Origin of the sequence: Paenibacillus sp. alder61, assembly GCF_020179875.1 — a bacterium.
In the GTDB taxonomy this organism is placed as follows: domain Bacteria; phylum Bacillota; class Bacilli; order Paenibacillales; family Paenibacillaceae; genus Fontibacillus; species Fontibacillus faecis.
In genome coordinates, this window is sequence record NZ_JAIUDG010000006.1 from 58083 (window position 1) to 82573 (window position 24491).

The following is a 24491-nucleotide window of genomic DNA, read 5'->3' on the forward strand; positions in this document are numbered from 1 at the left end:
TGAAACCGAGGTGAACGTATTTTGTTTGAGAGATTTTTGCCCAAGTTACGCGTGAACAACGTGTTTGATATCGATCTTCAGAGCCTGTATGATCAAGGCTACCGGGGAATTATTACCGATCTGGACAACACGCTGGTCGGAGCCAAGGCTCCGCTGGCCACGCCGGAACTCGTGGAATGGTTTGAAAAGGTAAAGAAAGCCGGGTTTAAACTCGTGATCGTGTCAAACAATAATTTGGACAGGGTATCGGTGTTTGCGACCCCATTAAATATTGAGTATGTATATAAGGCCAGAAAACCGGCCGGGTCCGCTTTCCGAAAAGCGATGGATATGATGGGGCTGCGCCCCGAAGAAACGATCGTGGTCGGCGACCAGTTGATGACCGACATTTTCGGCGGGAACCGGCAGGGCTTGTTTACCGTGCTGGTTCTTCCGATTTCCGTGGCGGACGAAGGGTTTGGAACCCGCATCAACCGCAGATTGGAACGAATCGTCAAGCATCGGCTCGGGAAGTCGGGATTATGGCTGGAGGAGGAAAAACAGAAATGACGGACAAGCGAAACGAAGGGCCGGAACTTCGCTGCAGCGGCTGCGGGATTCGGCTGCAAAGCGAGGAGCAGAACAAACCGGGGTTTATCCCGCAGCAAGCTTTGGACAGGGAGCCGGTGATCTGCCAACGCTGTTTTCGCATTAAAAATTACAACGAATCCTCTTCCGTTACGGTGGAGCAGGACGAGTTTTTAAGACTGCTGGGACAAATCGGCGGCCAAGAAGCGCTGGTGATCCATATCGTTGACCTCTTCGATTTTCACGGCAGCGTGATTTCGGGGCTGCAGCGTTTTATCGGGACCAATCCGGTATTGCTGGCCGTCAACAAGATTGATCTGCTGCCCAAAGTCACCAATTGGAACAAGGTTCGCAACTGGGTGCAGAAAGAAGCGAAAGATCTCGGTCTGAAAGTTGAGGATGTGGTGCTCTGCAGCGCGAAACAAAGCAGCGGCTTCGACCGTTTGCTGGATGCCCTGCAATCTTACCGGGGAGACCGTGACGTTTATGTGGTAGGGGCGACGAATGTCGGCAAATCGACGCTGATCAACCGGTTGATTCGGGACTACAGCGATCTGGAGCAGGAGCTGACCGTCTCCAGATACCCCGGTACGACGCTCGATATGGTGCATATTCCGCTTGATGACGGCAAGGCGATTATCGATACGCCGGGGATTATGTATCCGTCCCGCTATACCGAGTGGGTCAGCCCGCAGGATTTGGGCGTGCTGCTCCCGGACAAGCCGTTAAAACCGGCGGTGTACCAATTGAACGAAGGGCAAACCCTTTTCTTCGGCGGCTTCGGACGTTTCGATTTTATTCAAGGGGAACGCCAGTCGTTCACCTGCTTCGCAAGCGGCCGGGTGCCGCTGCATCGTACCAAGCTGGAACGGGCGGACGATCTGTTCAGGGATCATGCCGGTGAATTACTCTCGCCGCCAAATCGCGAAAATCTGGAGAAACTGCCCGAGTGGACCCGGCACGAATTCCGAATCCCTAAAGGAAGCCGTTCCGATCTGTTTATCTCGGGTCTCGGCTGGATGAAAGTCAATAATGATGTCGGCGCGGTTGTAGCCGTCCATGTGCCGAAAGGGATCAAAGTATTGGTCCGGCCATCTTTGATCTAAGACGGCCCGCACTTATGGAACGGACCAAAGGGGGAAAGCTATGAATGCCTTGAAACATACGATGAGTCCCGAACTTCCGCTGCTGCTCGGCGTGATGGGGGACCCCGTCATCCAATCGAAATCGCCGGTCATGCACCAGGCGGCGCTCCGCGCTTCCGGGCTGGCGGGGACGTACGTTCCGCTTCACGTGGAGGCTCGGCGCTTGGAAGAAGCAATTATGGGCGTCCGTGCGCTGGGTTTTCGGGGCGTAAACGTGACGGTCCCCCACAAAGTCGATTGTATCCCTTTCTTGGATGAAGTCGATGAAGGGGCGAGGGCGATCGGAGCGGTGAACACGATCGTCAATGACGGCGGCCGGCTGAAGGGATATAACACGGACGGCATCGGCTATATCCGCTCCTTGAAAGAGGAGGCGGTTTCGGACCTGGCCGGGAAGAACGTCCTCGTGCTCGGCTCCGGCGGCGCGGCACGCGGCATTGTGCATGCGCTGCTCGGCGAGAACCCGGGCCGGGTCACCGTAGCGAACCGAACCGCGGACAAAGCGCGCAGCCTCGCAGCGGAATGGAGCGGGCTGGGGCCGCTGGCGGGCTGCGGAATGGAAGAGATCGCGGGGATCCTTCCCGAAATCGATATTCTGATCAACACGACATCGGTCGGCATGTATCCGCATCCCGGACAAACGCCGATCGATCCGGCGCTGCTGCCTTCCGGCATCGTCGTGAGCGACCTGATCTACAATCCCTTGAAGACGGAGCTGCTGATCCGCGCGGAGCAAAAGGGCTGCCGGATTCACAACGGCCTCGGGATGTTCGTGTATCAGGGCGGTTACGCTTTTGAATACTGGACCGGCCTTACGGCACCGGTCGAAGCGATGCGCAACGCGGTTTTAGGTACACTGGGTTAACCCCTTCCTTCGCAAGAGGTCTTGGGATATGATAACCATTATTAATTTTAGAGGAGTTATGAACTTACATGCTAAGCGGAAAACAAAAACGTTATTTACGGAGCCTCGCCCATCATCTCCAGCCTATTTTTCAGGTGGGCAAAGGGGGAACGAACGATCAGATCATTCGTCATATCTCCGAGGCTTTGGAGCGTCGGGAACTGATCAAGGTTTCCATATTGAACAACAATCTGGACGATCCGAAAGAGATCGCCGAAGAACTGGCCGAAGGCGCCGGGGCTGAACTGGTGCAACTGATCGGAAGAACGATCGTTTTATACAAGGAGTCTCAAGAATATAAGCAGATCGAGCTTCCATAAACGGCTGGGGGGAGAACGGCGATGAGCAGAGTAGGCATCATGGGGGGCGCGTTCGATCCGGTCCATCTGGGCCATTTGCTGGCGGCGGAAGCCGCGCGGGAGCAGTATGGGCTGGAGGAAGTCTGGTTTATGCCTTCCCATATTCCTCCCCATAAACATCAGGCCGGTGTGAGCGGCAAACAGCGCTTGGAAATGGTGGAAGCCGCCACCCGCGCCAATCCGGCGTTTAAACCGCTCGATATCGAGCTCCGCCGCGGCGGGGTATCGTATACGGTGGATACGATCCGGGAGCTGCGGCGCGAGCATCCGGATCTGGACCTCTATTTTATCATCGGTGCGGATATGGTCAATTACCTGCCCAAATGGGAAGGGATCGAAGAACTGACCGGCATGCTCAAATTTATCGGATTGCAGCGCCCCGGGAGCTTTCTGGAGCTGGATGCGCTGCCGGACCATATTCAGCAGGCGGTGCATCTCGCCGATATGCCGCTGGTCGACATCTCGTCCAGTCTCGTGCGCAAAAGACTGGCCAGCGGAAAGTCGGTGCGTTACATGGTTCCCGACGAGGTGCATGAATATATCGTAAGGAGCGGATTGTATGGTTTACAACCGTGAACAACTGATCGGGATCGTCTCCGGTCAGATGCCCGCCAAACGGTGGAAACATGTCGAAGGCGTGATGCAGACCGCGGTAGAATTGGCTCGCCGCTACGGAGCGGATCCCGTTAAAGCGGATCTGGCGGCCCTGCTGCACGATTTGGCCAAGTTCTGGCCGGTGGAGCGGCAGGAAGCCGTTATCCGGGAGAACGGCCTGAATGCGGAGCTGCTGGACCATGACAAACAGCTGCTTCACGCCGAGGTCGCGGCTTTTATTTCACAAAGGGATTACGGCGTCGACGATCCGGAGGTACTGGATGCGATTCGCTATCATACCTCCGGCAGGGTCGGCATGACCCAAATGGATAAAATCGTCTGCTTGGCCGACTATATCGAGCCGGGGAGAGAGTTTCCGGGAGTCGAGCGGATCCGGGAACTGGCCGAAGTCAGTCTGGAGGAGGCGCTTCTCGCCGGTTTCGATTCGACGATTTCGTTTTTGCTGGAGAAGAAAAAGGCCATTTTCCCGTTGACGGTGTTGGCCAGGAACGATTTAATCGCTCAGCTCAAGAAGAGAAACCCGGAATCTTAACGATTTAACGCTAAATTTATAAAACAACCAACTATAACAGGAGGCTGAATGAATGCCGGTATCACCAAAAGAACTGCTTCAACTCGCGGTATCCGCCGCGGAAGACAAGAAAGCGATGAACCTGGTGGCTTTGGATTTGAAAGGAATTTCGCTCATCGCGGATTATTTCGTGATCTGCCACGGTAATTCGGATACCCAAGTACAGTCGATCGCCACCGAGGTGCGCAAACGGGCTCAGGAGGCCGGGGCGCAGATCCGCGGGATCGAGGGAATGAACACAGCCCGCTGGGTTTTGATGGACCTTGGCGATGTCGTCGTCCACGTGTTCCATCGGGATGAACGGGAATACTACAATATCGAGCGTTTGTGGTCGGACGCTAAAGTTGTGGAGAACGTATGAGTTTGGTAGCCGGAACGATCGTCTCCCTGCCCGTGGACCGGGAGGTTTCGCCTTACGGCTATTTCCTTACCGGGGGAACGCAGGATGTTCTGCTTCATTATTCGGAGCTGACGCGGAAGATTCAGCCGGGCGAAACCGTGGAGGTATTTCTGTTTTATGACACGGAGGACCGCTTGGCGGCCACGATGAAGAAACCTTTCCTGACCCTGGGAGAGCTGGCGCTGCTCGAAGTGGCCGATGTACACCCACGGCTGGGTTGTTTTCTGGAAATGGGCCTAGGCCGGCAGCTGCTGCTTCCGATCCGCGAGCTTCCCGAGCTCAGGGAACTCCACCCGCAGGTGGGGGATCGGGTCTATGTGATCATGGAGCATGACAAGCAGGGGCGTCTCAAGGCCAAGCTGGCCGGTGAACAGGAGCTTGCGCCGCGAACGTTTCACGCCCCGACCTCCTGGAATAATCAATGGATGGAAGCCATTGTGTACAAACCGCTGCAAATGGGGACGTTCGTCATTGTGGATGGCGGCGTACTCGGGTTCGGCGCGATCGGCATGATCCATTCCTCGGAACGCAATCGCCTGCTGCGTTTGGGCGAGCGGGTCAAAGTCCGCGTCGCGCACGTCCGCGAGGACGGACGCGTTAACTTGTCCATGGCGCCGCGCAAGGAGATCGGCCGGGACGAGGATTCGGAGCGCATCTTGGCCTACCTGGAAAGCCGGCCCGGCGGCAGTATGCCTTATTCCGACGCAACGGCGCCGGATTTGATCAAGCAGAGGTTCGGCATCAGCAAGTCGGCGTTTAAGCGGGCGCTCGGCAAGCTGATGAAAGAAGGCAAAATTACGCAAGAAGAGAACTGGACCTATCTGACCTCCGTCTTGAAGAACAAGCCGGATAACCCCGAATAAAGCGTTTGGCACCCGCCATGAATGGGTTTCGGGAACAGAAAGGGAGAGTGCAGAACATCGATGGTAGCCTACCGGAAATTTGCTTATGTTTACGATGAATTGATGGAAGACATGCCTTACCCGGATTGGATCCGGTTTGCCCGCCAGGCCTGGGAGCGGCTCGGGATGCCCAAAACGGTCGTGGATCTCGGCTGCGGAACCGGCAGCATTACGATTCCCCTGGTCAATGCGGGATTTGAAGTGACCGGCATCGATCTATCCGCCGATATGCTGTCCGTGGCCCGCCGAAAAATGGAGGGCACTTCGCAGGGCGTTCGTCTGTTTCGCGACGGCAGTATCCGCTGGGTTCAGCAGGATATGACGGAATGGGAACTCCCCGAGCCGGTCGATGCGGTCATCTCTTTTTGCGATTGCCTGAATTACCTATTGGAAGAAGAGGATGTCGTCCGTACATTCCAGAGGACCTATAAGGGGCTTAAAGAGGGCGGCACGTTTCTGTTTGACGTTCACCATCCGAACACCTTCCGTCGGTATGAGGAGGAACAGCCGTTTATCTGGGACGAAGCTTCCGTAGCCTATATCTGGACCTGTGAACGGGATGCGGCACGGGATGAAATAGAACATCATCTGACGATCTTTGCCCGAGAAGAAGAGAACGGTCCGGGCCTGTACCGGCGTTTTGAGGAGCATCATACCCAGCGGGCTTACGACCCGGCGTGGATGAAGAGCGAGCTGCTCCGCTGCGGTTTCCGCGACGTCGCCTGTTACGCCGATTTCGAGTGGGTGGAGGCTGGCGAGGATGCAACAAGATTGTTTTTCGTCGCGGTTAAATAAAGTGCAGAAGAGCAAGTGACGACTCCGCTAAGCGGGGTCTTTTTGCATCTGTGAAATTCTGTCCTTCGCGCGGGCGCCATTCCTTGCTATAATCGATAATTGGAAAATACGATGTCGTTCATCATGGGAAAAGAGGGATTCGTGTTGAAAAAGAACTGCGTTATTTTGTTTCAGGGCGATTCGATCACTGACGGAAATCGGGACCGGGGGAGCGATCCGAATCATATTTTGGGGCACAGCTACGCGTATATGATCGCCGGCGAGCTTGGGCATATCCACGCGGAGCAGCAGCCGACATTCCTGAACCGGGGAATCAGCGGCAACCGCGTATCCGATTTGTATGCGCGGTGGAATGAGGATGCGATCAGCCTGAAGCCGGATGTCATCAGCATTTTGATCGGGGTCAACGACGCCTGGAGAATCGTGTCTGAAGAACCGAGCGGGGCTACGGACCGATTTGAAAGGGCTTACCTTCACCTGCTGACCGAGACCCGCGAGGTGATGCCCGAGGTCAAGCTCGTGCTGTGCGAGCCGTTTATCCTGAAGACCGGAGCCACCGCCGCCCGCTGGGAACAGTGGACCGAGTTGATTGCCGGGTACCGGAAGACCCTGCGTGAATTGGCCGAGCGGTTCGACGCGGTTTACGTCCCGCTTCAGGACGTCTTTGATGCGGCCGAACAGCGGAGAGAGGCGGCTTACTGGCTTTGGGACGGAGTTCACCCGACGGCCGCGGGCCATCACCTCATTGCGCAGCGTTGGCTGGAGGTCGTAAACAAAAGCGGCATCCTGGACTAATCATCGCTACCCACGTTTTTATAAGTTTTAGAATTTGAAAGAAAGTTTAAAAGTTTTGCGGCGCGGGTAAATCTCCTTTATGGCTTGCAATAAGCCGGTGCTCGGCGGTGTCCGGGTTCCGGCTTGTTTCTTGTGCGCGGCCTAACGAAATATCAAATATAAAAATTAAATAGTTATTATGAGTAGTTTTCAGTATAATTGAGCATAGATTAGTCTGCATAATTCTAGAGAGGATTAACCGCATAATGAATGAAGCAAAATTGAAGGAAGCAAAAACGAAGCCAGCGAATACAGCAAATACAACGGGTGCGAACGCAGCAAACGGGAAGTCCGGCCGACGCTCCAAGTCGTCTCCGCCGCCCGTGCGGATTTTTTCGCTTGGCGGCATAGGCGAAATCGGAAAGAATATGTACGGGATCGAATACAAGAACGAGATTGTGATCGTGGACGCCGGATTGAAATTTCCGGATTCCCGTTTGTCCGGCATCGATTACATCATTCCCGATATCAGTTACCTCACGCAAAATCAGCATAAAATCAAAGGATTGTTCCTGACCCACGGCCACGAGGATCACATCGGCGCCTTGCCGTTCGTCCTTCGGCAGCTGTCGGTACCCGTTTATGGAGGAGCGCTGACGATCGGTCTGGTGCGAGCCAAGCTGGAGGAATACCGGATGCTGGGCGAGGTCAAGCTGCATGTGTTTGATGAGAACGACCGGTTCGATTATCAGCAGATGTCGGTGCATTTTTTCCGGACGACCCACAGCATACCTGATGCCTACGGCATCGTGATCGATACGCCATACGGTGCGGTGGTGCATACCGGAGACTTTAAATTCGATTTTACGCCGGAGGATAAGCCGGCGAATTTGTTCAAAATGGCCAGCGTCGGCGGGGAAGGCGTGCTTGCGCTTTTGGCGGACAGTACGAACAGTGAAAAAGAAGGCTTCACCCCCTCGGAACGGCGGGTGGGCGGCGCCATTTTGGAAGCGTTTCGGCAGTGCGACGGAAGAATTCTGTTCGCGACGTTCGCGTCGAACGTGCACCGCCTGCAGCAGGTGGTAGATGCGGCGATGCAATGCAACCGGAAGATCGTCGTGATCGGCCGCAGCATGGAGAAGGTGTTCGCGATCGGTCAGGATCTGGGCTATATCCGGGTTCCGGAGGGCATGCTGGTCGATGTGAAGCATATCGACCGGTATGAGGACCGGCAGATCCTCATCGTCTGCACGGGCAGCCAGGGCGAGCCGAACGCGGCCCTCAGCCGGATCGCTTCGGGAGCGCACCGCTCCGTGCAAATCTATCCGGGGGATACGGTCATTTTCTCTTCATCTCCGATTCCGGGAAATGGTCAAAATGTAAACCGGAGCATCGATATGCTGATGCGCGCGGGCGCCCATGTCATCTACGGCTCTATTTTCGACATCCATACGTCGGGACACGGCTGCCGCGAGGATCTTAAACTGATGCTGAGCTTTATTCGGCCGAAATTTTTTATTCCGATTCATGGGGAATACCGTATGCTGTTAAGTCACAAGAACCTGGCGCTGCAAACGGGGCTGACGGAGGACCGGGTGTTCGTCATGAATATCGGCGATACGCTGTCGGTTTACCGGAACCGCGCAAAGCGGGGCAGAACGATCCCGGCGGGCGAGGTCTTTATCAGCAACGGCGAAATGCGCCTCAATGAAGATGAGCTGGTTGAAGAACGTATGGAACTGGCCCAGGAAGGCATCGTCGTGGTCGTTATGACCGTAGACAGCCGGACGGGCAAGATTTTATCCGGTCCGGACATCGTGACCCGGGGATTCGTATACATGCAGGACGCCCGGCCGCTGCTGCGGCGTGCGGAAGCCGCTTTGCGGCGCAGCTTGAACCGTATGGGGGAGAAGGAGACGTACAGCCAAAAGCTTTGGCTGCGCACGACCCAACAGGTGATGCGGAGATATTTTCAGCGGGAAGTCGGCAGAACGCCGCATATCATGCCTTCGGTACTTGAGGTTTAGCGATAGATAAGGATTAGAGGGGGTCCCAAGAGTCATCATAGATGACTGAGGGGCACCCTCTTTTATTACGCGAAGCGTGCGAAACAACATACCACCTGCTATGCGGGGGGTGTAGTGATGCTTATATCAAAACCACCTGATGGGGTCGTTATCATAGGAGTGTTCAAGCTGCTATGTATAACGAAAGGTAAGGTGGTTTAATGACTAATCGAAGTGATTGTCACATACAAAGAGGCGCCTAGTGTGCGTGCTTCCAAACTACCAACTCCAAAAGGATGCAAAACTGCAGGTATTTAAGACGATTCCCGAGGGAATGCGAAAAAAGATGCAAATCTGCAGGAATTCCATATTATCAAGGTAGCTGAAGGGGTATTAGTAATAAACGCACCCCTTCAGGGGTAGGCAAAAGCGGCAACAGCATAGTAGCTTGAACGTAGTGAAAGCTAGCGGCTTTAGACACGAGCCGGTAATAAAGGAAAGGCTTATACCCCAAAAGCAAACCACCCGTTGGACGGGTGGTTATGACTGCCATCGGTTTATTTTTTTAAGGAAAGCGTAAGTTCCGCATCCTGCAGATAGACTTTTTTCGGAGCCCCGTTACCGTCTTTTTCCAAGCTATACGGCTTCACGACAATAGAGCTGGGAGTGGCCGCGAAGGAAGGATACGTCATATCGAAGTAGCGTTGATTTTTGACGACGCCCTCCCATGTTTGCAGCGCAGGGGTCAGGACATTTCCCTTATTGTCCGCGATATCGAATCTCAAGTCCTTTAAATCCTTAATCTGCTTATGGGAGCCTTGCGCAACCAATTCCAACCGGCTCGAATAAGGGGTTAGCTCTACGCGCTTTACGGTATAACTTAATTTCCCGGCCTTCTTCGCCACCGCCTTATTCAAAACCGTACTTTGCGCAGCTTGTTTTTTGACAGGCACTTTAAAGGTGAAAGGATCGTCCACGCCCGATACGTAAGCTTTAACCGTAAGTTCGAATTGTTTGGGGAAAAATACGGTTCGCGGACCTTTATCGGACTGGTCGTTGAAGGAGATCACCATACTGTTACCGTCATTTATGGAGGATCTTCCGTAAGATTTCAGATCCTGTTTTTTGCCGTTGATATAAATCTCGTGATATAGCAGAACCCCTTTTTTCTCGGCATTGGTCACGTCATCCAGCGTTGTTTCAAGATTGTCGCCTTCTCTTTGCAAAGCGAACGAAACTCTGGCTCCGTCATAGAGATAATCGGTCAATTTCAAGGTGACGCCATCCTTCGTCACTTTTTGATTTTGAACTTTCGTCGTACCCTGTTTGGCCGCTTTTAGGAGACCGGGGTCATTTTTTACCCCTTCAAAAAGACTTTGGGTAGAAGCGGTTTCTTGATTCGCCGCTTTCGCCGTAACCGTACCGGATAGGGCCGTTCCGCTTGCGGTTAAAACCGAAACGGCAAGCAAGGCGGCGGCGACTTTACTTTCAATTCGTTTGCTGATCATTATGTTCAACTCCTCGCAAGTTAGTTATTATTCAGCGGAATCGTCATTTCCAAATCTTCATGATAGATTTTTTCTTTTTCTCCAGCTACCGTCCAGTCCGATTTATTGACCGTATAGGTATAAGGTTTGATCGTAATGGATTTTGGTGTCGTTTTGAACGGGCTGTACAGCTCTTCGTCATGATATTGAGCTTTTGGCGCTTCTTGATAGGACGGGATCAGAATCTGCTCGATCGAGTTTCCGTTATCATCGACAATATCAAAATACATTTTGCTGGCCGCAAACTCGCCGGTTTGTTTCTCAGTCACAGGGACTGTGCCTTTGCTGTCAATCATCACTTTGGTGGAGCCTGGAGTAAGTTGAACCTGTTTAACCGTATAACTGAAATCGCCTTTGCTCATGGTTTTTTCCGGATTTACGGAAAGAGTCGGCTGAACTTTGGTGATCGGGATTTTCAGTTCGAAAGGTTCATTCACCTGGGTGACTTTGGCTACCAGCGTCAATTCAAATTGATCCGGAAGATTCGCCTCTTCCAGGCCTTTTCTTACGTTGAAAATAAAGGCGTCTTTTTGACCGGGAACTTCCCCGCTATCGATAGATAATCCTTTGACGGGTTTGCCGTCAACGATGGCTTCCATCGTGGAACGCCAGTCAATATAACCTTTTACTTTTTCGCTTTGATCGATGGTTTGCCAAGGCATCATGACATCTTTCAGATCCACTCCCTCGCGGGTGATCGATACGCTTAAACGATTTCCATCGTAAAAGGCTTCGGACACTTTCAGGGTGATGCCATCGTGCGTCACACTTGCATTCGGAGAGGACAGAAGCCCTTTTTCAGCGGCAACCCGAAGGCCGGGGTCCTCGTTTTTAAAGATACTGCCGATCACAGGCAGGTTTTCCAAAGTGGCGGCCATGGCCGGAGAAACGAAACCCGAGCCGATCACGGCTCCTCCCAGTACAAGCGTTGCTGCGGCGGTAAGCCCAAGTCTTTTTACCTTTTTCATATGAATAACAGCTCCTTTTTGCTGATTTGAGGTGCTCATCTCTTGTTCCATAATCATTTGATAGGTTTTATCCATTCTTTGACGCGTACTTTGGGGCAGTTGATTAGGCTGCTGAGAACGCAATTTTGAGATTTCTTCAGTAAGATGTTCCATAGTTTATTTTTCCCTCCTTCTGATCTTGTTGATCGCTATAAGACTGCATCAGTTTTTGCCGGGCACGAAATAGCCGTGTTTTTACGGCAGCCGGTGTCAATTGCAAAATGTTGGCTACCTGATTGATATTCATATCCTGGTAGTAATGAAGGACGATCACAATCTTCAGATTCTCTTCGAGACGATCCACCGCATCCCGTAAATCCACTGCGGAGTATTCATTGCGCTGCAAACTGCCGAATTGCGCCGTATCGCTGAAGGCTACGGTTTTTTTATTCCTTTCCAGGATTCTCAGACATTCATTGATTAAAATTCGAAAGATCCATGTCTTGAAATAAGAAGGCTCTCGTAAAGTGTGGATGGATTTAAAAGCTTTTAAGATGGCCTCCTGCATGGCATCATCACAATCTTCCGCTCTTTTGACAATGGCCCAGGCGGTTTGATAGAGCTGCAATTCCGCCTGTTTCATCAACTCAACAAACGCATTACGATCTCCGGCTATGGCTGACCGTATGTTTTCCTCACTAAATTCCACAAGGTTTCACCTCTCTTCTCTTTTAAATCGACTATTAGATCGGCCAACGGCCCGGAAGGTTACATACAAATTTTTTTTATTGTTATTCTAAATAAGTTGAACTATTGATTTGCGCATTCTTTGGTTCAACTTATATAGAAAACCTTATTTTTAGAGAAAGCGCAAGTTTTGGGAAGTCCGGTTTCTTGCTGCATGCCGGTTTCAAAGGGATTTTTTCGTTCCGGTGTTACTAAAAACATAGTCCGGAAGAGAGAATCATGAGATAATAGAAGGAGCAGCCAATGGACAGATTTGGAACATACCCGACGTGACGGCTCGATCGACTGAGAGAAGGTGAAACGAGAAAATGCATGCTTCCCATTTAACTGAACAACGATTTCCCGAGGTGGTTACTTTTGGCGAAAGTATGGCTCTGTTAATCGCCGAAGGGGGAAAAGGACTGGAGTACGCGAACACCCTGACGCCTTCGTTCGGAGGGGCGGAATCCAACGTGGCCATCGGATTGGCCCGGCTGGGACACACCTCGGGATGGTGCGGACGGCTCGGCGATGATCCGTTCGGGCACCGCGTGATCAAGGCGATCCGGGGAGAAGGGGTGGACGTCTCCCGTGCACAGCTTACCGCTGAAGCCCCCACCGGGTTGATGATCCGGGAAAATGTCGTGGGCAAAAGCTCGGTCTATTATTACCGCAAGCTGTCCGCCGCCAGCCGGATGCGGCCGGAACACCTGGACGAGGCTTATATTGCCGGCGCGAAAATCCTCCATGTCACCGGCATTACACCGGCGCTAAGCGACTCCTGCGCGGAAACGGCGGCCGCCGCCATGGATCTGGCCAAGCGCCACGGCGTGAAAGTCAGCTTCGATCCGAATTTGCGGCTGAAGCTATGGGACCTTGAAGCGGCGCGGAAGGTGCTTTTGCCGCTTGCTATGAAAGCGGATTATTTTTTGCCGGGGCTGGATGAATTGAAGCTTCTGTACGAGACCGAATCCCTGGAAGAGATCCTTTCCCGGCTGAACGAGCTTCCCGGTGTAAGCGTTATTAAGGGCGGGAAGGACGAAACCTATTTGTTCGAGCACGGCAAGTTGACTCCGGTTCCTTATTATAAAGTCGATCATGTAATCGACACGGTGGGTGCCGGGGACGGCTTCTGCGCAGGCTTTCTATCCGGCCTGCTCCGGGGATACCCCCTGGAAGAAGCGGTCCGGCTCGGGAACCTAATCGGATCCCAGGTTATCCAGGCTGTTGGCGATTGGGAAGGACTGCCGAGCGCCGCGGAAATCGACAGGTTGTTGAGCGGAGTAGGGCACGTGGAGCGGTAACCCGCTCGGGATAAGAAGATACTGCAACGAGAAGAAACCCGCCAGGAGATATGCTCCTTGGCGGGTTTCTTCGTTTGCCGGATATCGGCGGCAGGTTTATCTGGCCATCCATCCGCCGTCGACGCAGAGAATGTGCCCGTTTAAATAGTCGGATGCGGAGGAAGCGAGGAACACGGCGGGGCCCTTCAGGTCCTCCGCGGTCCCCCAGCGTCCGGCGGGAATCCGCTCCGTAATGGAGGCGGTTCGCTTCTCATCGGCCCGGATCGGCGCCGTATTGTCCGTCGACATGTAGCCTGGGGCGATGGCGTTCACCTGGAGGCCGCTTTGGGCCCATTCGTTGGCGAAGGCTTTGGTCAAACCGGCCACCCCGTGCTTGGAGGCGGTGTAGCCGGGAACATTGATGCCGCCCTGGAAGGACAACATCGAGCAGATGTTGATGATTTTGCCGCTGCCTCGTTCAAGCATCGGTCTGGCGGCAATTTGCGACAGCAGGAACACTGTGTTCAGGTTGATGTCGATTACGTCAAACCAGTCCTTCTCACTGTGATCCTTGGCCGGGGTCCGACGGATAATCCCCGCGTTGTTGACGAGGATGTCGATCTGCCCGGTCAGCTTGAGCGATTCGTCGAAGACGGACTGAAGCGCGTCATGCCGGCTGAGGTCCGCTTCGATAGCGGAGGCTTTTCGGCCCAGGGCTTCAATACGAGCCGCCGTTTCCTCACTGGAGGTATACGAGACGCAGACGACGTCGGCGCCCGCTTCCGCCAAGCCGAGCGCGATGCCTTGTCCCAGACCGCCTGAAGCCCCGGTCACTAGCGCGGTTTTTCCTGTAAGGTCAAATAAACGATGCATAGGGCGAACACTCCTTTATGAAATTGGATGATATATAAATCACTCGATAGGGATTCCCGCTTCGGCAAAAGACTTCACCATTTCCTCATCCAGGCCATGGTCCGTAATAACCCGGGTAAGCTCCTGCAGGGAGGCGAATGTCCGGAGCGCGGTCTGACCGAATTTGTGATGATTGACGACCGCGATCACCTCGTGAGCCGTTTCGATCAAAGCTCTCTTGAACTCGATGAAGTCGCCGGTATAAATCGAAAGTCCGTGTTCCGGATGAATGCCGGTCGTGGAAATGAACGCCTTGCGGATGTTCAGCTTTTTGATGTAGGCCGTTGCTTCGGGACCGGCAAGCATATTGCGGACCCGGTAACCGCCCGGTACGACGAGACGGATCTGGTCCTTTACAACCAGCTCGCTGATGATGTACACATCATTGGTAACCACGGTGAGCGGCTGGTTGTCGAGACGGCGGGCGATTTCCAGCGTCGTGCTGCCGCCGTCCAGGGCGATGATGTCGTTTGGTTGAATGTGAAGCAGGGCTTTGCGGGCGATCTCGCCTTTCTCCTCGGCATGTTTCACCACGGGCTCCTTGGCGGGGAGAATGCCGAACTGGTCTCCCTGCGCCAGGACGGCTCCGCCGTGGACACGCACGATGAGGCCTTGCTCCTCAAGACGGGTCAGATCCTCGCGGATCGTTTTGCCCGTGACTCCCAGCTTTTCGCTCAGCTCCGCCACGGTAACCTCTTTGTTCGTCAGCAGAACTTCCATAATTTTTTCGTATCGTCGTATCGAGCTCATTGAGGCGTCAACTCTTCCGTTAGAAAATGAATTCGTTACATAGTCCGTAACTGGCTTATCTCCCTTATTTTAAATCCTTCATCGGAACGGCGTCCATATCCGCGTACGCTTTGTTGTCTCCGGCCATGCCCCAGATAAACGTATAATTGCTCGTGCCCACCCCGCTGTGAATCGACCAGCTCGGGGAGATCACGGCCTGCTCGTTCCGCATCACGATATGGCGCGTTTCGTTCGGCTCGCCCATCAGATGGAACACCACCGCGTCTTCGGGCAGATCGAAATACATGTACGCTTCCATCCGGCGGGGATGAACATGCGCGGGCATTGTGTTCCACATGTTGCCGGTTTTAAGCTGGGTCATGCCCATGACCAGCTGTGAGCTTTGAATGCCGTTCTCATGGATGAAGCGGTGGATCGTACGCTCGTTGGAATTCTCAATAGAGCCCAGAGCGCCGGATTCCGCTTCGGCGAGGGTGGTTTTCGCGGTAGGGAACGACTTGTGGGCCGGCGCCGAATTCAAATAAAACTTGGCGGGATTCGCGGCGTCCTTGCTCTTGAAAATAACCTCTTTGGACCCCATGCCCACAAAGAGACAATCTTTATGTTCCAGTTCATACGCTGCGCCGTCCACGACAATCGAGCCCGGACCGCCGACATTAATGACTCCGAGTTCCCGGCGTTCCAGGAAATACGCCACCCCAAGCTCCTTGAGGTCAACTTCAAGTTTCACGTCTTCCCGTACGGGGGCCGCCCCTCCGATGATCATGCGATCCTCATGCGTCAACACCAGCTCTAGACGATCCGGCGTGAACAAGGTCGGGATATGAAACTCCTGACGTAACCGCGCTGTGTCAAACTGTTTGACTTCATTGGGATGGGAAGCGTAACGTCGTTTCATAAAAAACACTCCTCTTTTGGTTTATTTAGGTTTATAATGTTCATATAGGTTTACATTAAATCTTTTAAGTTCATTTTGCAAGCGGTTTACCGAAAAATGAAGGTGGATGGAGTGATGCGCATCGCGGAGAAGCATTTCAGGAGAAGATCTGAATCCGGATGGACAAATAATTCATGAATCTTTAAAAAACAAGCTTTAGCCGACCGGCTAACCATGATAGGATAAAGCATAGGAAAAGGCTTTCAAAACATGGGGCACGGGATAGTTATTCTAAATGTAAAGGGAAGAGGGGAACAGAAGTGAAGAAGCTGCAGCTTATCCAAAAAATCGCCGAAGAGGGCGTTGTGGCCGTTCTGCGCGGCGAGACGCCGGAGCAGGTGGTGGAGATGGCCGAACAAGCTATCGCGGGCGGGATTAAAGTAATCGAGGTGACGATGACCGTTCCGTTTGCGCTGCGGGCGATTGAAACCTTGGCCCGCAAATATGCCTGGAACGCCGCGTATCCATCGGCGTATGCGATTATCGGCGTCGGTACGGTGCTGGATCCGGAAACCGCGCGCGCCGCCATCCTGAGCGGAGCCGAGTTTGTCGTCGGGCCGAGTCTGAACCGGGAGACCGTCATGCTGTGCAACCGGTACCGGATTCCGGTGATGCCCGGGGCGATGACGATCAAGGAGATTCAGGAGGCGCTGGAACTCGGCGTGGACATCGTCAAGCTGTTCCCGGGCAACCTGTACGAGCCGTCCATGATCAAGGCCATCAAAGGTCCGCTTCCGCAGGCGAATATTATGCCGACCGGGGGCGTGTCCCTGGACAATCTGGGCCAGTGGATTCAGGCGGGGGCCGTGGCGGTCGGAATCGGCTCCGATTTGACCAACGAAGCCTTAAAGCGGCAGGACTTCTCGCTGATTGCGAGCAAAGCAGCGGCATACAAGGAAGCGTTCCTCCGGGCCAAGGCCCGGTAATGGGGGAGAGAAGGCGGGGTCCGTGGACTCCGCCTTTTTTTTGAGGATTTCCGCTTACCGAAGATAACGGAAAATGTAATTTAGGCGGCCGTATAGGTGAGCGGGGAGTCGGTGAGCCGAGTGAGTAGATGAGTTGGTGGGTCGGGAGTTGGTGAGTCGGCGAGTGAGGTGAGTCGATAAGTCGGTAAGTCCGCGAGTCGGAAGTCCGAATTAGCTGGAAAAGTACCCGTTAATCTGGTGCGGAGTGAGTGCGAGAGTTAAAATAACTGGAAAATCTCCAGTTAATTTGTGCGTAAGCGGCCGATTTGCACGGATGAGGCGGAATTAGCTGGAACAATTCCAGGTAATAGAGCGAATAGCGAGCAGAGTTTCAAAATAACGGGAGAAAATCCCGTTAGTTAAGGCATTAATCATAGAGCGGGCATACCGAACAGGGCGTCCATGCGAAAAAAAGCCGCTGAGTAATTCAGCGGCTTTGGGTTGTCGCTAGGTTCCGCGCAACTCCGCGCTAGTCCAGCGTGTACGGGGGCAGCCCGGTCGGCAGCGCCGCGGGCCGCTCGCACCGACTCTGCATCGCGTAGTAGCTGCCCGTGTCGGACGAGGCGTGGAACGCCCACATCGCCTCCAGCACATGGTAGGCCAGCTCGCCGCTGGCCCGGTGCGGCCGCCCCCGCAGGAGGGCGCTCGCCATATCGGCCGGGCCGATGCCGCGGCTGTTGGCCTCGTAGCCGGGCAGCAGCGGCTGCTCCGTCCACGTTTCCTCGCCGGTGCGCCGGTATTTTACCGGCCCGCCGAAGGTGTTCGGGTCCGGCACCAGCAAGGTGCCCTCGGTCCCGTGGATCTCGATCGGCGGAAGCGTGCTGCCGCCGAAAATATCAAAGCTCGTGATCAGGCTCGCGATCGCTCCGCCATGAAATTCCAGCGTTCCGGCCACATGCGTCGGCACCTTCACGGCGACCCGGGCCCCGCGCTTCTTCTCGCTCGTGATGGTACGCTCGGGCAGCGCTTTGCCGGTAATGCCGGCTACGCGGCGGATCGGCCCGAGCAGTTGAACGAGCGCGGTCAGGTAGTACGGTCCCATATCGAACATGGGACCGCCGCCCGGCGAATAGTAAAATTCCGGGTCGGGATGCCAGTGCTCATGTCCGCGGCTCATCATGAACGCCGTGGCCGAAACCGGGCGCCCGATCGCGCCTTCTTCGATGAGCGCCAGCGCGGTCTGAATGCCGGCACCGAAGAACGTCTCCGGCGCGCATCCGACCATCAGGCCCCGCGCCTTCGCGGCCTCAAGCACCCGCCGCCCGTCTTCCAGCGAAATGGCGAGCGGCTTCTCGACATAAACATGCTTGCCCGCTTCCAACGCCTGCAGGCTGACTTCGGCGTGCACGGCCGGGATCGTCAAGTTCAGTACAAGGCGGATTTCCGGATCGGCCAGCAGTTCCTCCGGCGTGTACACCCGAGGAATACCGTATGCGGCGGCTTGCTCCCGGGCGCGGTCCGGATTTAAGTCCGCGCACGCAACCAGATCGAGAACGCTGAATTTTTGGCAGTTTTCCATATAAATGCCGCTGATTTTACCGCAGCCGATAATTCCCACTTTAATCTTGCCCGCGTTGTCGTTCGTCTCCAGGTTCATACTCAAATGATAGCCCTCCTATGCTCGATACTGGCTGTCGCCCATCCCGGTATAGCTTGCGCCTGCCGAAGAGCCGGCGCTTGAAAGGGCCAGCTTCTTGCCTTCGGCCGCCCACAGCAGTCCACGGGTCATCAGTTCCTTCACGGGAGGCAGCGCAACGATATCCGCATGGTGGCCAAGCGAGTTGTAATAGACGCGTCCGTATCCCCACCGTTTGGTCCATACGACCGGCATGTCGACCGCTTTGTTGAAGCGATGCGGACCGTCCACTACCGGGAACCGGGTTGTGGCCAGCACTTCGACGGCGGGGTCCACGTGAAGATAGTATTGCTCCGTCCGGACGACGAAATCGTCCATGCCGTCCACCAGCGGGCTGGAGCTCTGCTTGATCTCCACTTTGTACTCCACCCCGTCGTTTCCGGGATGCGCCACCCACTGGCCGCCAGTCATAAACTGCCAGTCCACGTTGTTGCGGAAGGAATCGCACATGCCGCCATGGCAGCCGGCGAGCCCGGTCCCGGCCTGGACGGCCGCGGACACGTTGTTCACCAGCTCCTGGGCGATGTCTCCCATCGTCCATACCGGGACGATCAAGTCCAGTCCCATCAGCTTCTCGGCATCGGCATAAGCCTCCAGCGTATCCGAGACCTCCACCTCGAACCGATGCTCCCGCAGGACGTCGGCGAAAATCGCCGCCACTTGCTCCGGCTCATGGCCGTCCCAGCCGCCCCATACAATCAGCGCTTTTTTCATGTTCTCCGTCTCCTTTGAACCGAATCCGACCGGTTCTCTAATATTTATCGCCTACATTTCCGCAAGGCTGACCCAACGGCGTTCGAGAGCCGAACGCTCCACCGCTTCCAGCACGGCCTGGCACTGCACGCCGTCCCTGAAGTTCGGTACAGGTTGACGCCCCTCGGAGATGGCCTGGGTGAGCTCCAGCACTTCATGGATGAAAGTATGTTCAAAGCCGATCGTGTGGCCCGGCGGCCACCAGGCCTCGGCGTACGGATGCGCCGGATCGGTAGCCAACACGCGCCGGAAGCCCTGCACGTCCTCTTCGTCGGAGGTAAAATAGACCTCCAGCTCATTCATCCGCTCAAAGTCAAACTTCACGCTGCCCAGGCTTCCGTTAATCTCAAAAGCGTTCGTGCTGCGATGCCCGGCCGCAAACCGCGTCGACTCGAAACTGCCCAGCGCCCCGTTCTCGAAACGGGCCAGAAACAGGGTGGCATCGTCCACGGTAACCGGTCCTTTCGGCGCGTCTTTCCCCTTGGCGCCTTTGGCGCTGAGCCCAGTCATTTCTTCGGCCAGCGGACGTTCCTTGATGAAAGTTTCGCTCATCCCGATCACTTCGCGGATGCCGCCTACCAGGTAGTGGGCGAGGTCGATCAGATGCGCCCCGAGGTCTCCGTGGGAGCCGGAGCCGGCGATATCCTTTTGCAGCCGCCAAACGAGCGGGAAATCCGGATCGAGAATCCAGTCCTGAAGGAACCAGGCCCGGAAGTGATAAATTTTCCCGAGCCGCCCGCTCTCGACGAGCTTCTTGGCGAGCTTGACCGCGGGAGAGAACCGGTAGTTGAAGCCGACCATGTGGCGTACACCGGCCTGCTCCGCGGCTTCCAGCATTTCGCGGGCATCGTTTAGTGTAAGCGCTAACGGTTTTTCGCAAAAAATATGTTTCCCCGCACGGGCCGCAGCCAGCGCGATTTCTTTATGCGCGTCGCTGGGGGCGTTGATATCGATCAAATCGACATCGTCCCGGGCGACGAGCTCCTTCCAGTCGGTGACGTAAGCCTGCCAGCCCAGTTGATCGGCCGCTTCGGCCACGGCTTTGCCGTTTCTTCCGCAAAGGACGGCCATTTCGGGTTTTACCGCTTGGGGGAAGAACATCGGGAGGGAACGATAGGCATTGCTGTGGGCTTTTCCCATAAACTTGTAACCGATCATACCTACACGCAATTGATTCATAACATTCCTCCATCACGGGTGATTTGGATCCTTCATAGCATATTCGGGATACCCCTATTATAAAAACCCGGCGGACGATTCTCTCGCCACTTTATGCTCAAGCACTGGCCAAAAATTGCACTTCGTCGCGTTCATTTCATCTCCTTGCGGAATTCGGAAGGAGCATGGCCCTGGAATTGCCGGTATACCCGGTTAAAGGTGCGGATGCTGCCGAACCCGCATTCCAGCGCGATTTCTGTGATGCTGGCTCCGCTGTTTTCCAGTTTTCGTTTGGCGCTGTGCACCCGAATCGTATTGAGAAACGTTTTGAAATTCATGCCTACGTTCTTTTTAAACATGCGACAAAAATAAGAGGGTCCCATTTTAAAATGAGACGATATCGTCTCGACGGACAAATCCTCACGGTAGTGGTTCTCGATGTAGGACAGAATTTGCTGAATGCGTTCCCGCCCGGGGTCCGCCTCGTCCTGAGCCGACGGCAAGTCGGTGAATTCAAGCCGCCGCAGCAGTGTCCCGCACAGTTCGGACAAGCTCGCCTGGATGAACAGTTCGTGGCCGGGCAGGGCGTCTCTTTTTTCGCGGAATATCCTCTCCAGGAGAGGACGTATTAACGGAGCAAGGTCCTGCTGACGTCCGCAAATGAACGGGGTGTCGAAACGGACGCCTGACGGCCACCCCCCGGCTTTGCCGATCATCTCCGGATGAAAAATGACGATGAAGATCACGGAGCCAAGCCCCCGGCTGTCGTAATAGTGAATGTCGTTGCTGCCGATGACGGCCATGTCGCCTTGGCCCAGCAGCCGGCTTTCTTTATTGACTCCGACCCGGATTTTGCCCGATTTGACATACACGAACTCCACCTCGGCGTGAAAGTGGGGGTAAAAATCGAGATCCTTGGACCGGTGAATGACCATCGGCAGCCCTTGATCCAACTCCCAGTTTTGATAAAAAGAATTCATGGGTCCTCCTTTCCCGCAGCCGGGCGCGGCGGTTCTTTTGTCCACATCATATCGGGTAGCTGCGGAATTGTCTAATGCCGGCCTCAAGCTTTAAAAAGTAGGGGATAGATTTACTAATTATTAGGGTAGGAAGGCGGGCGGATTTCCTTTATATTAGTAAAGAATTGGAAACGGAAAGGAAGGGATGGCCACTTGAGTCTGATCGAAACGAAAGGCCTGCGGAAAGTGTTCCGGCAGGCGGTGAAAGAACCCGGATTGGCGGGGGCGGTCAAGCATTTGTTTACCCAGCGTTACCGGGACAAATCCGCGGTGGAAGGCATCGATCTCACGATCGAGGAGGGGGAAACCGTCGCTTATGTCGGACCGAACGGTGCGGGCAAGTCGACGACGATCAAAATGCTAAGCGGCGTGCTGGTGCCGTCCGGCGGGGAAATTCGGGTGGACGGGCTCGTCCCCCACAAGCAGCGGATGGAGAACGCCCAGCGCATCGGGGCGGTTTTCGGCCAACGCACCCAGCTATGGTGGGATATCCCGGTTCGCGAATCGCTCGGACTGCTCCGGGATATTTATCAGGTTCCGCCGGAAACGTTCAAAAGAAATATGGATGCGTTTACAGAATTGCTCGGGATGGAGGATTTTCTCCATTTATCCGCCCGCAAGCTGTCGCTCGGTCAGCGGATGAGGGCCGATTTGGCCGCAGCGCTGCTGCATGATCCCAAAATCGTTTATCTGGATGAGCCGACGATCGGTCTTGACGTGGCGGTGAAGCATCGGATTCGGGACTTTATTAAAGAAATGAACCGGAATAAAGGCACGACGATGCTTCTGACCACCCATGATCTCGGGGATATCGAAGATTTGTGCGAACGGCTCATTATTATCGACCAGGGCCGAATTATCTACGACGGCAAACTGCGGGAAGTCAAGGATGCTTTCGCAAGGGAACGAACGATACATATGCAGCTAAGCTCACCGATTCCGGAAGCGGAGAGCCTGTTCCGGGACCTCCCGGATGTCCGGGTCGTGAGGCCCGCGGAGGATCAAGGCGCCTCCTCTTTATCCGTCCGGTTCGACCGCTTCCGCTGCACGGCCAGCGATATCGTCAAGCGGCTGATGAACCGGGGGGAAGTCGTCGATTTCCGCATTGACGAGCCGAGCATCGAGGAGATCATCCGCCGCGTTTACGAAGGTCAACTGGACTCCGAGTCCTTGTCGTTGGCGGGAAGGGGGAGCGCCTGACCGGTTATGAAAAAATACGTCTCTCTGGCGCTCTGCTCCATGCAGAACACGCTCGCTTACCGGCTTTCCTTTATATTGAACTTTTTGGCTAACTTTATCGGGCTGATCGCGATGTACTGTCTTTGGCAGGCCATCTATACCGGAAGGGCGGAGCTGTCCGGCTTTACGTGGGGGCAGATGCAGTCGTATCTTCTGATTACTTTTTTCGTCAACTCCATGCTGTCCTACTATTCCGAATCGAGCATCACCAACAAAATTATCGACGGCAGCGTCATGATGGACCTGCTGCGCCCCATTCAATTTCAAAAAGCCCGGCTTGCGGAATCGCTCGGCTCCTGTGTTTTGGAAGGGCTGCTGAGCTGTCTGCTGATCGGTTTGGCCGCCGTGTTCACCTTGGGGATTCAGCTCCCGAACGACGCGGCGACGCTGCTGTTGTTCCTGTTCAGCATGGCCTCGTCGATTCTGGTCAAGTTCGGCATCGTTTATTTGTCGGCGCTGCTCTGCTTCTGGACCACCAGCGGGTTCGGCATCTATTGGGCGAGAACGTCGATCACCAATCTGTTGTCCGGGGCGCTTGTGCCGCTGGCGTTCTTTCCTTCTTGGCTGCAATCCACGGCGATGCTGCTCCCGTTTCAGGGCATCGTCAACACGCCGGTGACGATCGGCCTCGGGATGACGGAGGGCATCGAGGCGCTGCGGCTGATCGGGATCCAGTGGATCTGGATCGTTCTGCTGTGGCTGCTCGGCAAGTGGATGTGGTCCGGGGCCGTCCGGCAAATCACGATTCATGGAGGGTAAGATGACCATCAAAAATTCACCACGGCGGATCCTGTATTTATACTGGCGTCTTTACAGCCAGCAATTGAAGGCGATGATGGAGTATTCCGCTGATTTTTACATTATGATCGGGGCGGCCGCCTTGACTCAAATTACCGGTTTTCTGTTTCTGTGGGTCGTTTTTTCCCGCATCCCGGACATTCAGGGCTGGGGGCTCTGGGAAATCGCTTTTATGTACGCGGCGATTTACGTGTCGGAGGGCTTCGGCTCGCTGTTTTTTGAAGGAACCTGGCGGATGCTTCGCCTGGTTAACCTGGGTGAACTGGATCGCTACCTCGTCCGGCCGGTGCCGATCGTTCTGCAGATTTTCTGCACGGGAATCGGCATGAACGGGCTCGGAAACATCGTGATCGGCGGGGCGATCATCGCGATGTCGCTGTCCCACATCGATATCGTGTGGAACCTCCAGACCATTTTTATGGCGCTCCTGATGTTCGCATCCGCCATGACGATACGGGTCGCCATCAACCTGGCCGCGAATTGCTCGGCTTTTTGGATACGGAGCAGCGGCAACGCCTTTCCGATCATGATTCATAATCTTGGCGAATTCGCCAAGTATCCGATTACGATCTTTTCCATGGGCCTGCAACTGCTCATCTCCATTGTCGTCCCGTTTGCGTTCGTCAGCTTTTTTCCGGCGGCAGCGCTGTTCGGCAGGGAGCCCTGGAGCTGGTGGGGGTGGCTGAGTCCGCTCGTGGCCGCCTATTTCGTCGGCCTGGCTTTGCTGATCCTGCGCATCGGTCTGCGGCGTTATGAGAGTGCGGGAAACTGAGGCCGGGTTTC

The 24491-nt window shown here is 54.8% G+C and carries 26 protein-coding genes; 16 read left to right on the plus strand and 10 right to left on the minus strand.

Features of this window, described 5'->3' with window-relative positions:
• Positions 1-21: 21 nt before the first annotated feature.
• The 11 genes from LBW89_RS07740 to LBW89_RS07790 all read left to right on the plus strand — a co-directional run bounded on the left by LBW89_RS07740 (position 22) and on the right by LBW89_RS07790 (position 9059).
• On the plus strand, positions 22-549 hold the full coding sequence (locus tag LBW89_RS07740) for a YqeG family HAD IIIA-type phosphatase (RefSeq protein ID WP_148451473.1): 528 nt from the start codon (positions 22-24) through the stop codon (positions 547-549).
• On the plus strand, positions 546-1673 hold the full coding sequence (yqeH, locus tag LBW89_RS07745; RefSeq protein WP_225038900.1) for a ribosome biogenesis GTPase YqeH: 1128 nt from the start codon (positions 546-548) through the stop codon (positions 1671-1673). Before LBW89_RS07740 ends, yqeH begins: the two co-directional genes overlap by 4 nt.
• 40 nt (positions 1674-1713) lie before the next feature.
• Positions 1714-2577, plus strand: a complete 864-nt coding sequence (locus LBW89_RS07750; protein WP_213506269.1) for a shikimate dehydrogenase — start codon at positions 1714-1716, stop codon at positions 2575-2577.
• 68 nt (positions 2578-2645) lie between these two features.
• On the plus strand, positions 2646-2936 hold the full coding sequence (gene yhbY / locus LBW89_RS07755) for a ribosome assembly RNA-binding protein YhbY (protein ID WP_148451476.1): 291 nt from the start codon (positions 2646-2648) through the stop codon (positions 2934-2936).
• Positions 2937-2957: 21 nt separating this feature from the next.
• The gene (locus tag LBW89_RS07760; protein WP_148451477.1) at positions 2958-3551 is read left to right on the plus strand and encodes a nicotinate-nucleotide adenylyltransferase; all 594 of its coding nucleotides are present in this window, start codon (positions 2958-2960) and stop codon (positions 3549-3551) included.
• Positions 3535-4122: a bis(5'-nucleosyl)-tetraphosphatase (symmetrical) YqeK gene (yqeK, locus tag LBW89_RS07765; RefSeq protein ID WP_148451478.1), complete on the plus strand. Its 588-nt coding sequence runs from the start codon at positions 3535-3537 to the stop codon at positions 4120-4122. Before LBW89_RS07760 ends, yqeK begins: the two co-directional genes overlap by 17 nt.
• Before the next feature lie 52 nt (positions 4123-4174).
• On the plus strand, positions 4175-4522 hold the full coding sequence (rsfS, locus tag LBW89_RS07770) for a ribosome silencing factor (RefSeq protein WP_148451479.1): 348 nt from the start codon (positions 4175-4177) through the stop codon (positions 4520-4522).
• Positions 4519-5424, plus strand: coding sequence for a S1 RNA-binding domain-containing protein (locus LBW89_RS07775; protein ID WP_148451480.1), 906 nt, complete (start codon positions 4519-4521; stop codon positions 5422-5424). Before rsfS ends, LBW89_RS07775 begins: the two co-directional genes overlap by 4 nt.
• A 60-nt stretch (positions 5425-5484) precedes the next feature.
• Positions 5485-6258, plus strand: coding sequence for a class I SAM-dependent DNA methyltransferase (locus LBW89_RS07780; RefSeq protein ID WP_225038901.1), 774 nt, complete (start codon positions 5485-5487; stop codon positions 6256-6258).
• A 123-nt stretch (positions 6259-6381) separates the two neighbouring features.
• A complete protein-coding gene (locus LBW89_RS07785; protein WP_225038902.1) occupies positions 6382-7053 on the plus strand; it encodes an SGNH/GDSL hydrolase family protein in 672 nt (223 codons plus the stop codon).
• Positions 7054-7298: 245 nt separating this feature from the next.
• On the plus strand, positions 7299-9059 hold the full coding sequence (locus LBW89_RS07790) for a ribonuclease J (protein WP_225038903.1): 1761 nt from the start codon (positions 7299-7301) through the stop codon (positions 9057-9059).
• Between the two features lie 536 nt (positions 9060-9595).
• Here the strand turns inward: LBW89_RS07790 and LBW89_RS07795 are convergent.
• The 3 genes from LBW89_RS07795 to LBW89_RS07805 all read right to left on the minus strand — a co-directional run bounded on the left by LBW89_RS07795 (position 9596) and on the right by LBW89_RS07805 (position 12241).
• Positions 9596-10546 (minus strand): DUF4179 domain-containing protein, encoded by a 951-nt coding sequence (locus tag LBW89_RS07795; RefSeq protein ID WP_225038904.1) that lies wholly within the window; start codon positions 10544-10546, stop codon positions 9596-9598.
• Between the two features lie 20 nt (positions 10547-10566).
• Positions 10567-11553, minus strand: coding sequence for a DUF4179 domain-containing protein (locus LBW89_RS07800; RefSeq protein WP_225038905.1), 987 nt, complete (start codon positions 11551-11553; stop codon positions 10567-10569).
• A gap of 136 nt (positions 11554-11689) precedes the next feature.
• A complete protein-coding gene (locus LBW89_RS07805) occupies positions 11690-12241 on the minus strand; it encodes a sigma-70 family RNA polymerase sigma factor (protein WP_225038906.1) in 552 nt (183 codons plus the stop codon).
• A 346-nt stretch (positions 12242-12587) separates the two neighbouring features.
• Between LBW89_RS07805 and LBW89_RS07810 the strand changes: the two genes are divergently transcribed.
• The gene (locus LBW89_RS07810) at positions 12588-13562 is read left to right on the plus strand and encodes a sugar kinase (RefSeq protein WP_225038907.1); all 975 of its coding nucleotides are present in this window, start codon (positions 12588-12590) and stop codon (positions 13560-13562) included.
• 96 nt (positions 13563-13658) lie between these two features.
• Here LBW89_RS07810 and kduD read toward each other — a convergent pair whose 3' ends face one another.
• From kduD to kduI, 3 genes are all read right to left on the minus strand, one after another.
• Positions 13659-14414 (minus strand): 2-dehydro-3-deoxy-D-gluconate 5-dehydrogenase KduD, encoded by a 756-nt coding sequence (gene kduD / locus LBW89_RS07815; RefSeq protein ID WP_225038908.1) that lies wholly within the window; start codon positions 14412-14414, stop codon positions 13659-13661.
• A 39-nt stretch (positions 14415-14453) separates the two neighbouring features.
• Positions 14454-15203, minus strand: coding sequence for a DeoR/GlpR family DNA-binding transcription regulator (locus LBW89_RS07820; protein WP_148451487.1), 750 nt, complete (start codon positions 15201-15203; stop codon positions 14454-14456).
• 64 nt (positions 15204-15267) lie between these two features.
• Complete coding sequence (kduI, locus tag LBW89_RS07825; RefSeq protein ID WP_225038909.1) at positions 15268-16101, minus strand: 5-dehydro-4-deoxy-D-glucuronate isomerase; 834 nt, start codon at positions 16099-16101, stop codon at positions 15268-15270.
• A gap of 299 nt (positions 16102-16400) precedes the next feature.
• Between kduI and LBW89_RS07830 the strand changes: the two genes are divergently transcribed.
• Positions 16401-17066, plus strand: coding sequence for a bifunctional 2-keto-4-hydroxyglutarate aldolase/2-keto-3-deoxy-6-phosphogluconate aldolase (locus LBW89_RS07830; protein ID WP_225038910.1), 666 nt, complete (start codon positions 16401-16403; stop codon positions 17064-17066).
• A gap of 508 nt (positions 17067-17574) precedes the next feature.
• Here the strand turns inward: LBW89_RS07830 and LBW89_RS07835 are convergent.
• The 4 genes from LBW89_RS07835 to LBW89_RS07850 form a co-directional block, all read right to left on the minus strand.
• Complete coding sequence (locus LBW89_RS07835) at positions 17575-18702, minus strand: Gfo/Idh/MocA family protein (RefSeq protein WP_225038967.1); 1128 nt, start codon at positions 18700-18702, stop codon at positions 17575-17577.
• 18 nt (positions 18703-18720) lie between these two features.
• On the minus strand, positions 18721-19455 hold the full coding sequence (locus LBW89_RS07840) for a ThuA domain-containing protein (RefSeq protein WP_213506249.1): 735 nt from the start codon (positions 19453-19455) through the stop codon (positions 18721-18723).
• 51 nt (positions 19456-19506) lie between these two features.
• Positions 19507-20673 carry a Gfo/Idh/MocA family protein gene (locus LBW89_RS07845; RefSeq protein ID WP_225038911.1) on the minus strand — a complete coding sequence of 389 codons (1167 nt, stop codon included), beginning with the start codon at positions 20671-20673 and terminating at the stop codon, positions 19507-19509.
• A gap of 131 nt (positions 20674-20804) precedes the next feature.
• Positions 20805-21632, minus strand: a complete 828-nt coding sequence (locus LBW89_RS07850) for an AraC family transcriptional regulator (RefSeq protein WP_225038912.1) — start codon at positions 21630-21632, stop codon at positions 20805-20807.
• Between the two features lie 192 nt (positions 21633-21824).
• On the opposite strand from LBW89_RS07850, the gene LBW89_RS07855 reads away from it, so the two are divergent.
• Genes LBW89_RS07855 through LBW89_RS07865 form a run of 3 tightly spaced genes read left to right on the plus strand, consistent with a single transcriptional unit; the run spans position 21825 to position 24480 of the window.
• Entirely contained in the window at positions 21825-22871 is a 1047-nt protein-coding gene (locus LBW89_RS07855) for an ATP-binding cassette domain-containing protein (protein WP_213506246.1), read from the plus strand.
• A 6-nt stretch (positions 22872-22877) separates the two neighbouring features.
• Positions 22878-23669, plus strand: coding sequence for an ABC transporter permease (locus LBW89_RS07860; RefSeq protein ID WP_225038913.1), 792 nt, complete (start codon positions 22878-22880; stop codon positions 23667-23669).
• Between the two features lies 1 nt (position 23670).
• The gene (locus LBW89_RS07865) at positions 23671-24480 is read left to right on the plus strand and encodes an ABC transporter permease (RefSeq protein ID WP_225038914.1); all 810 of its coding nucleotides are present in this window, start codon (positions 23671-23673) and stop codon (positions 24478-24480) included.
• Positions 24481-24491 lie beyond the last annotated feature (11 nt).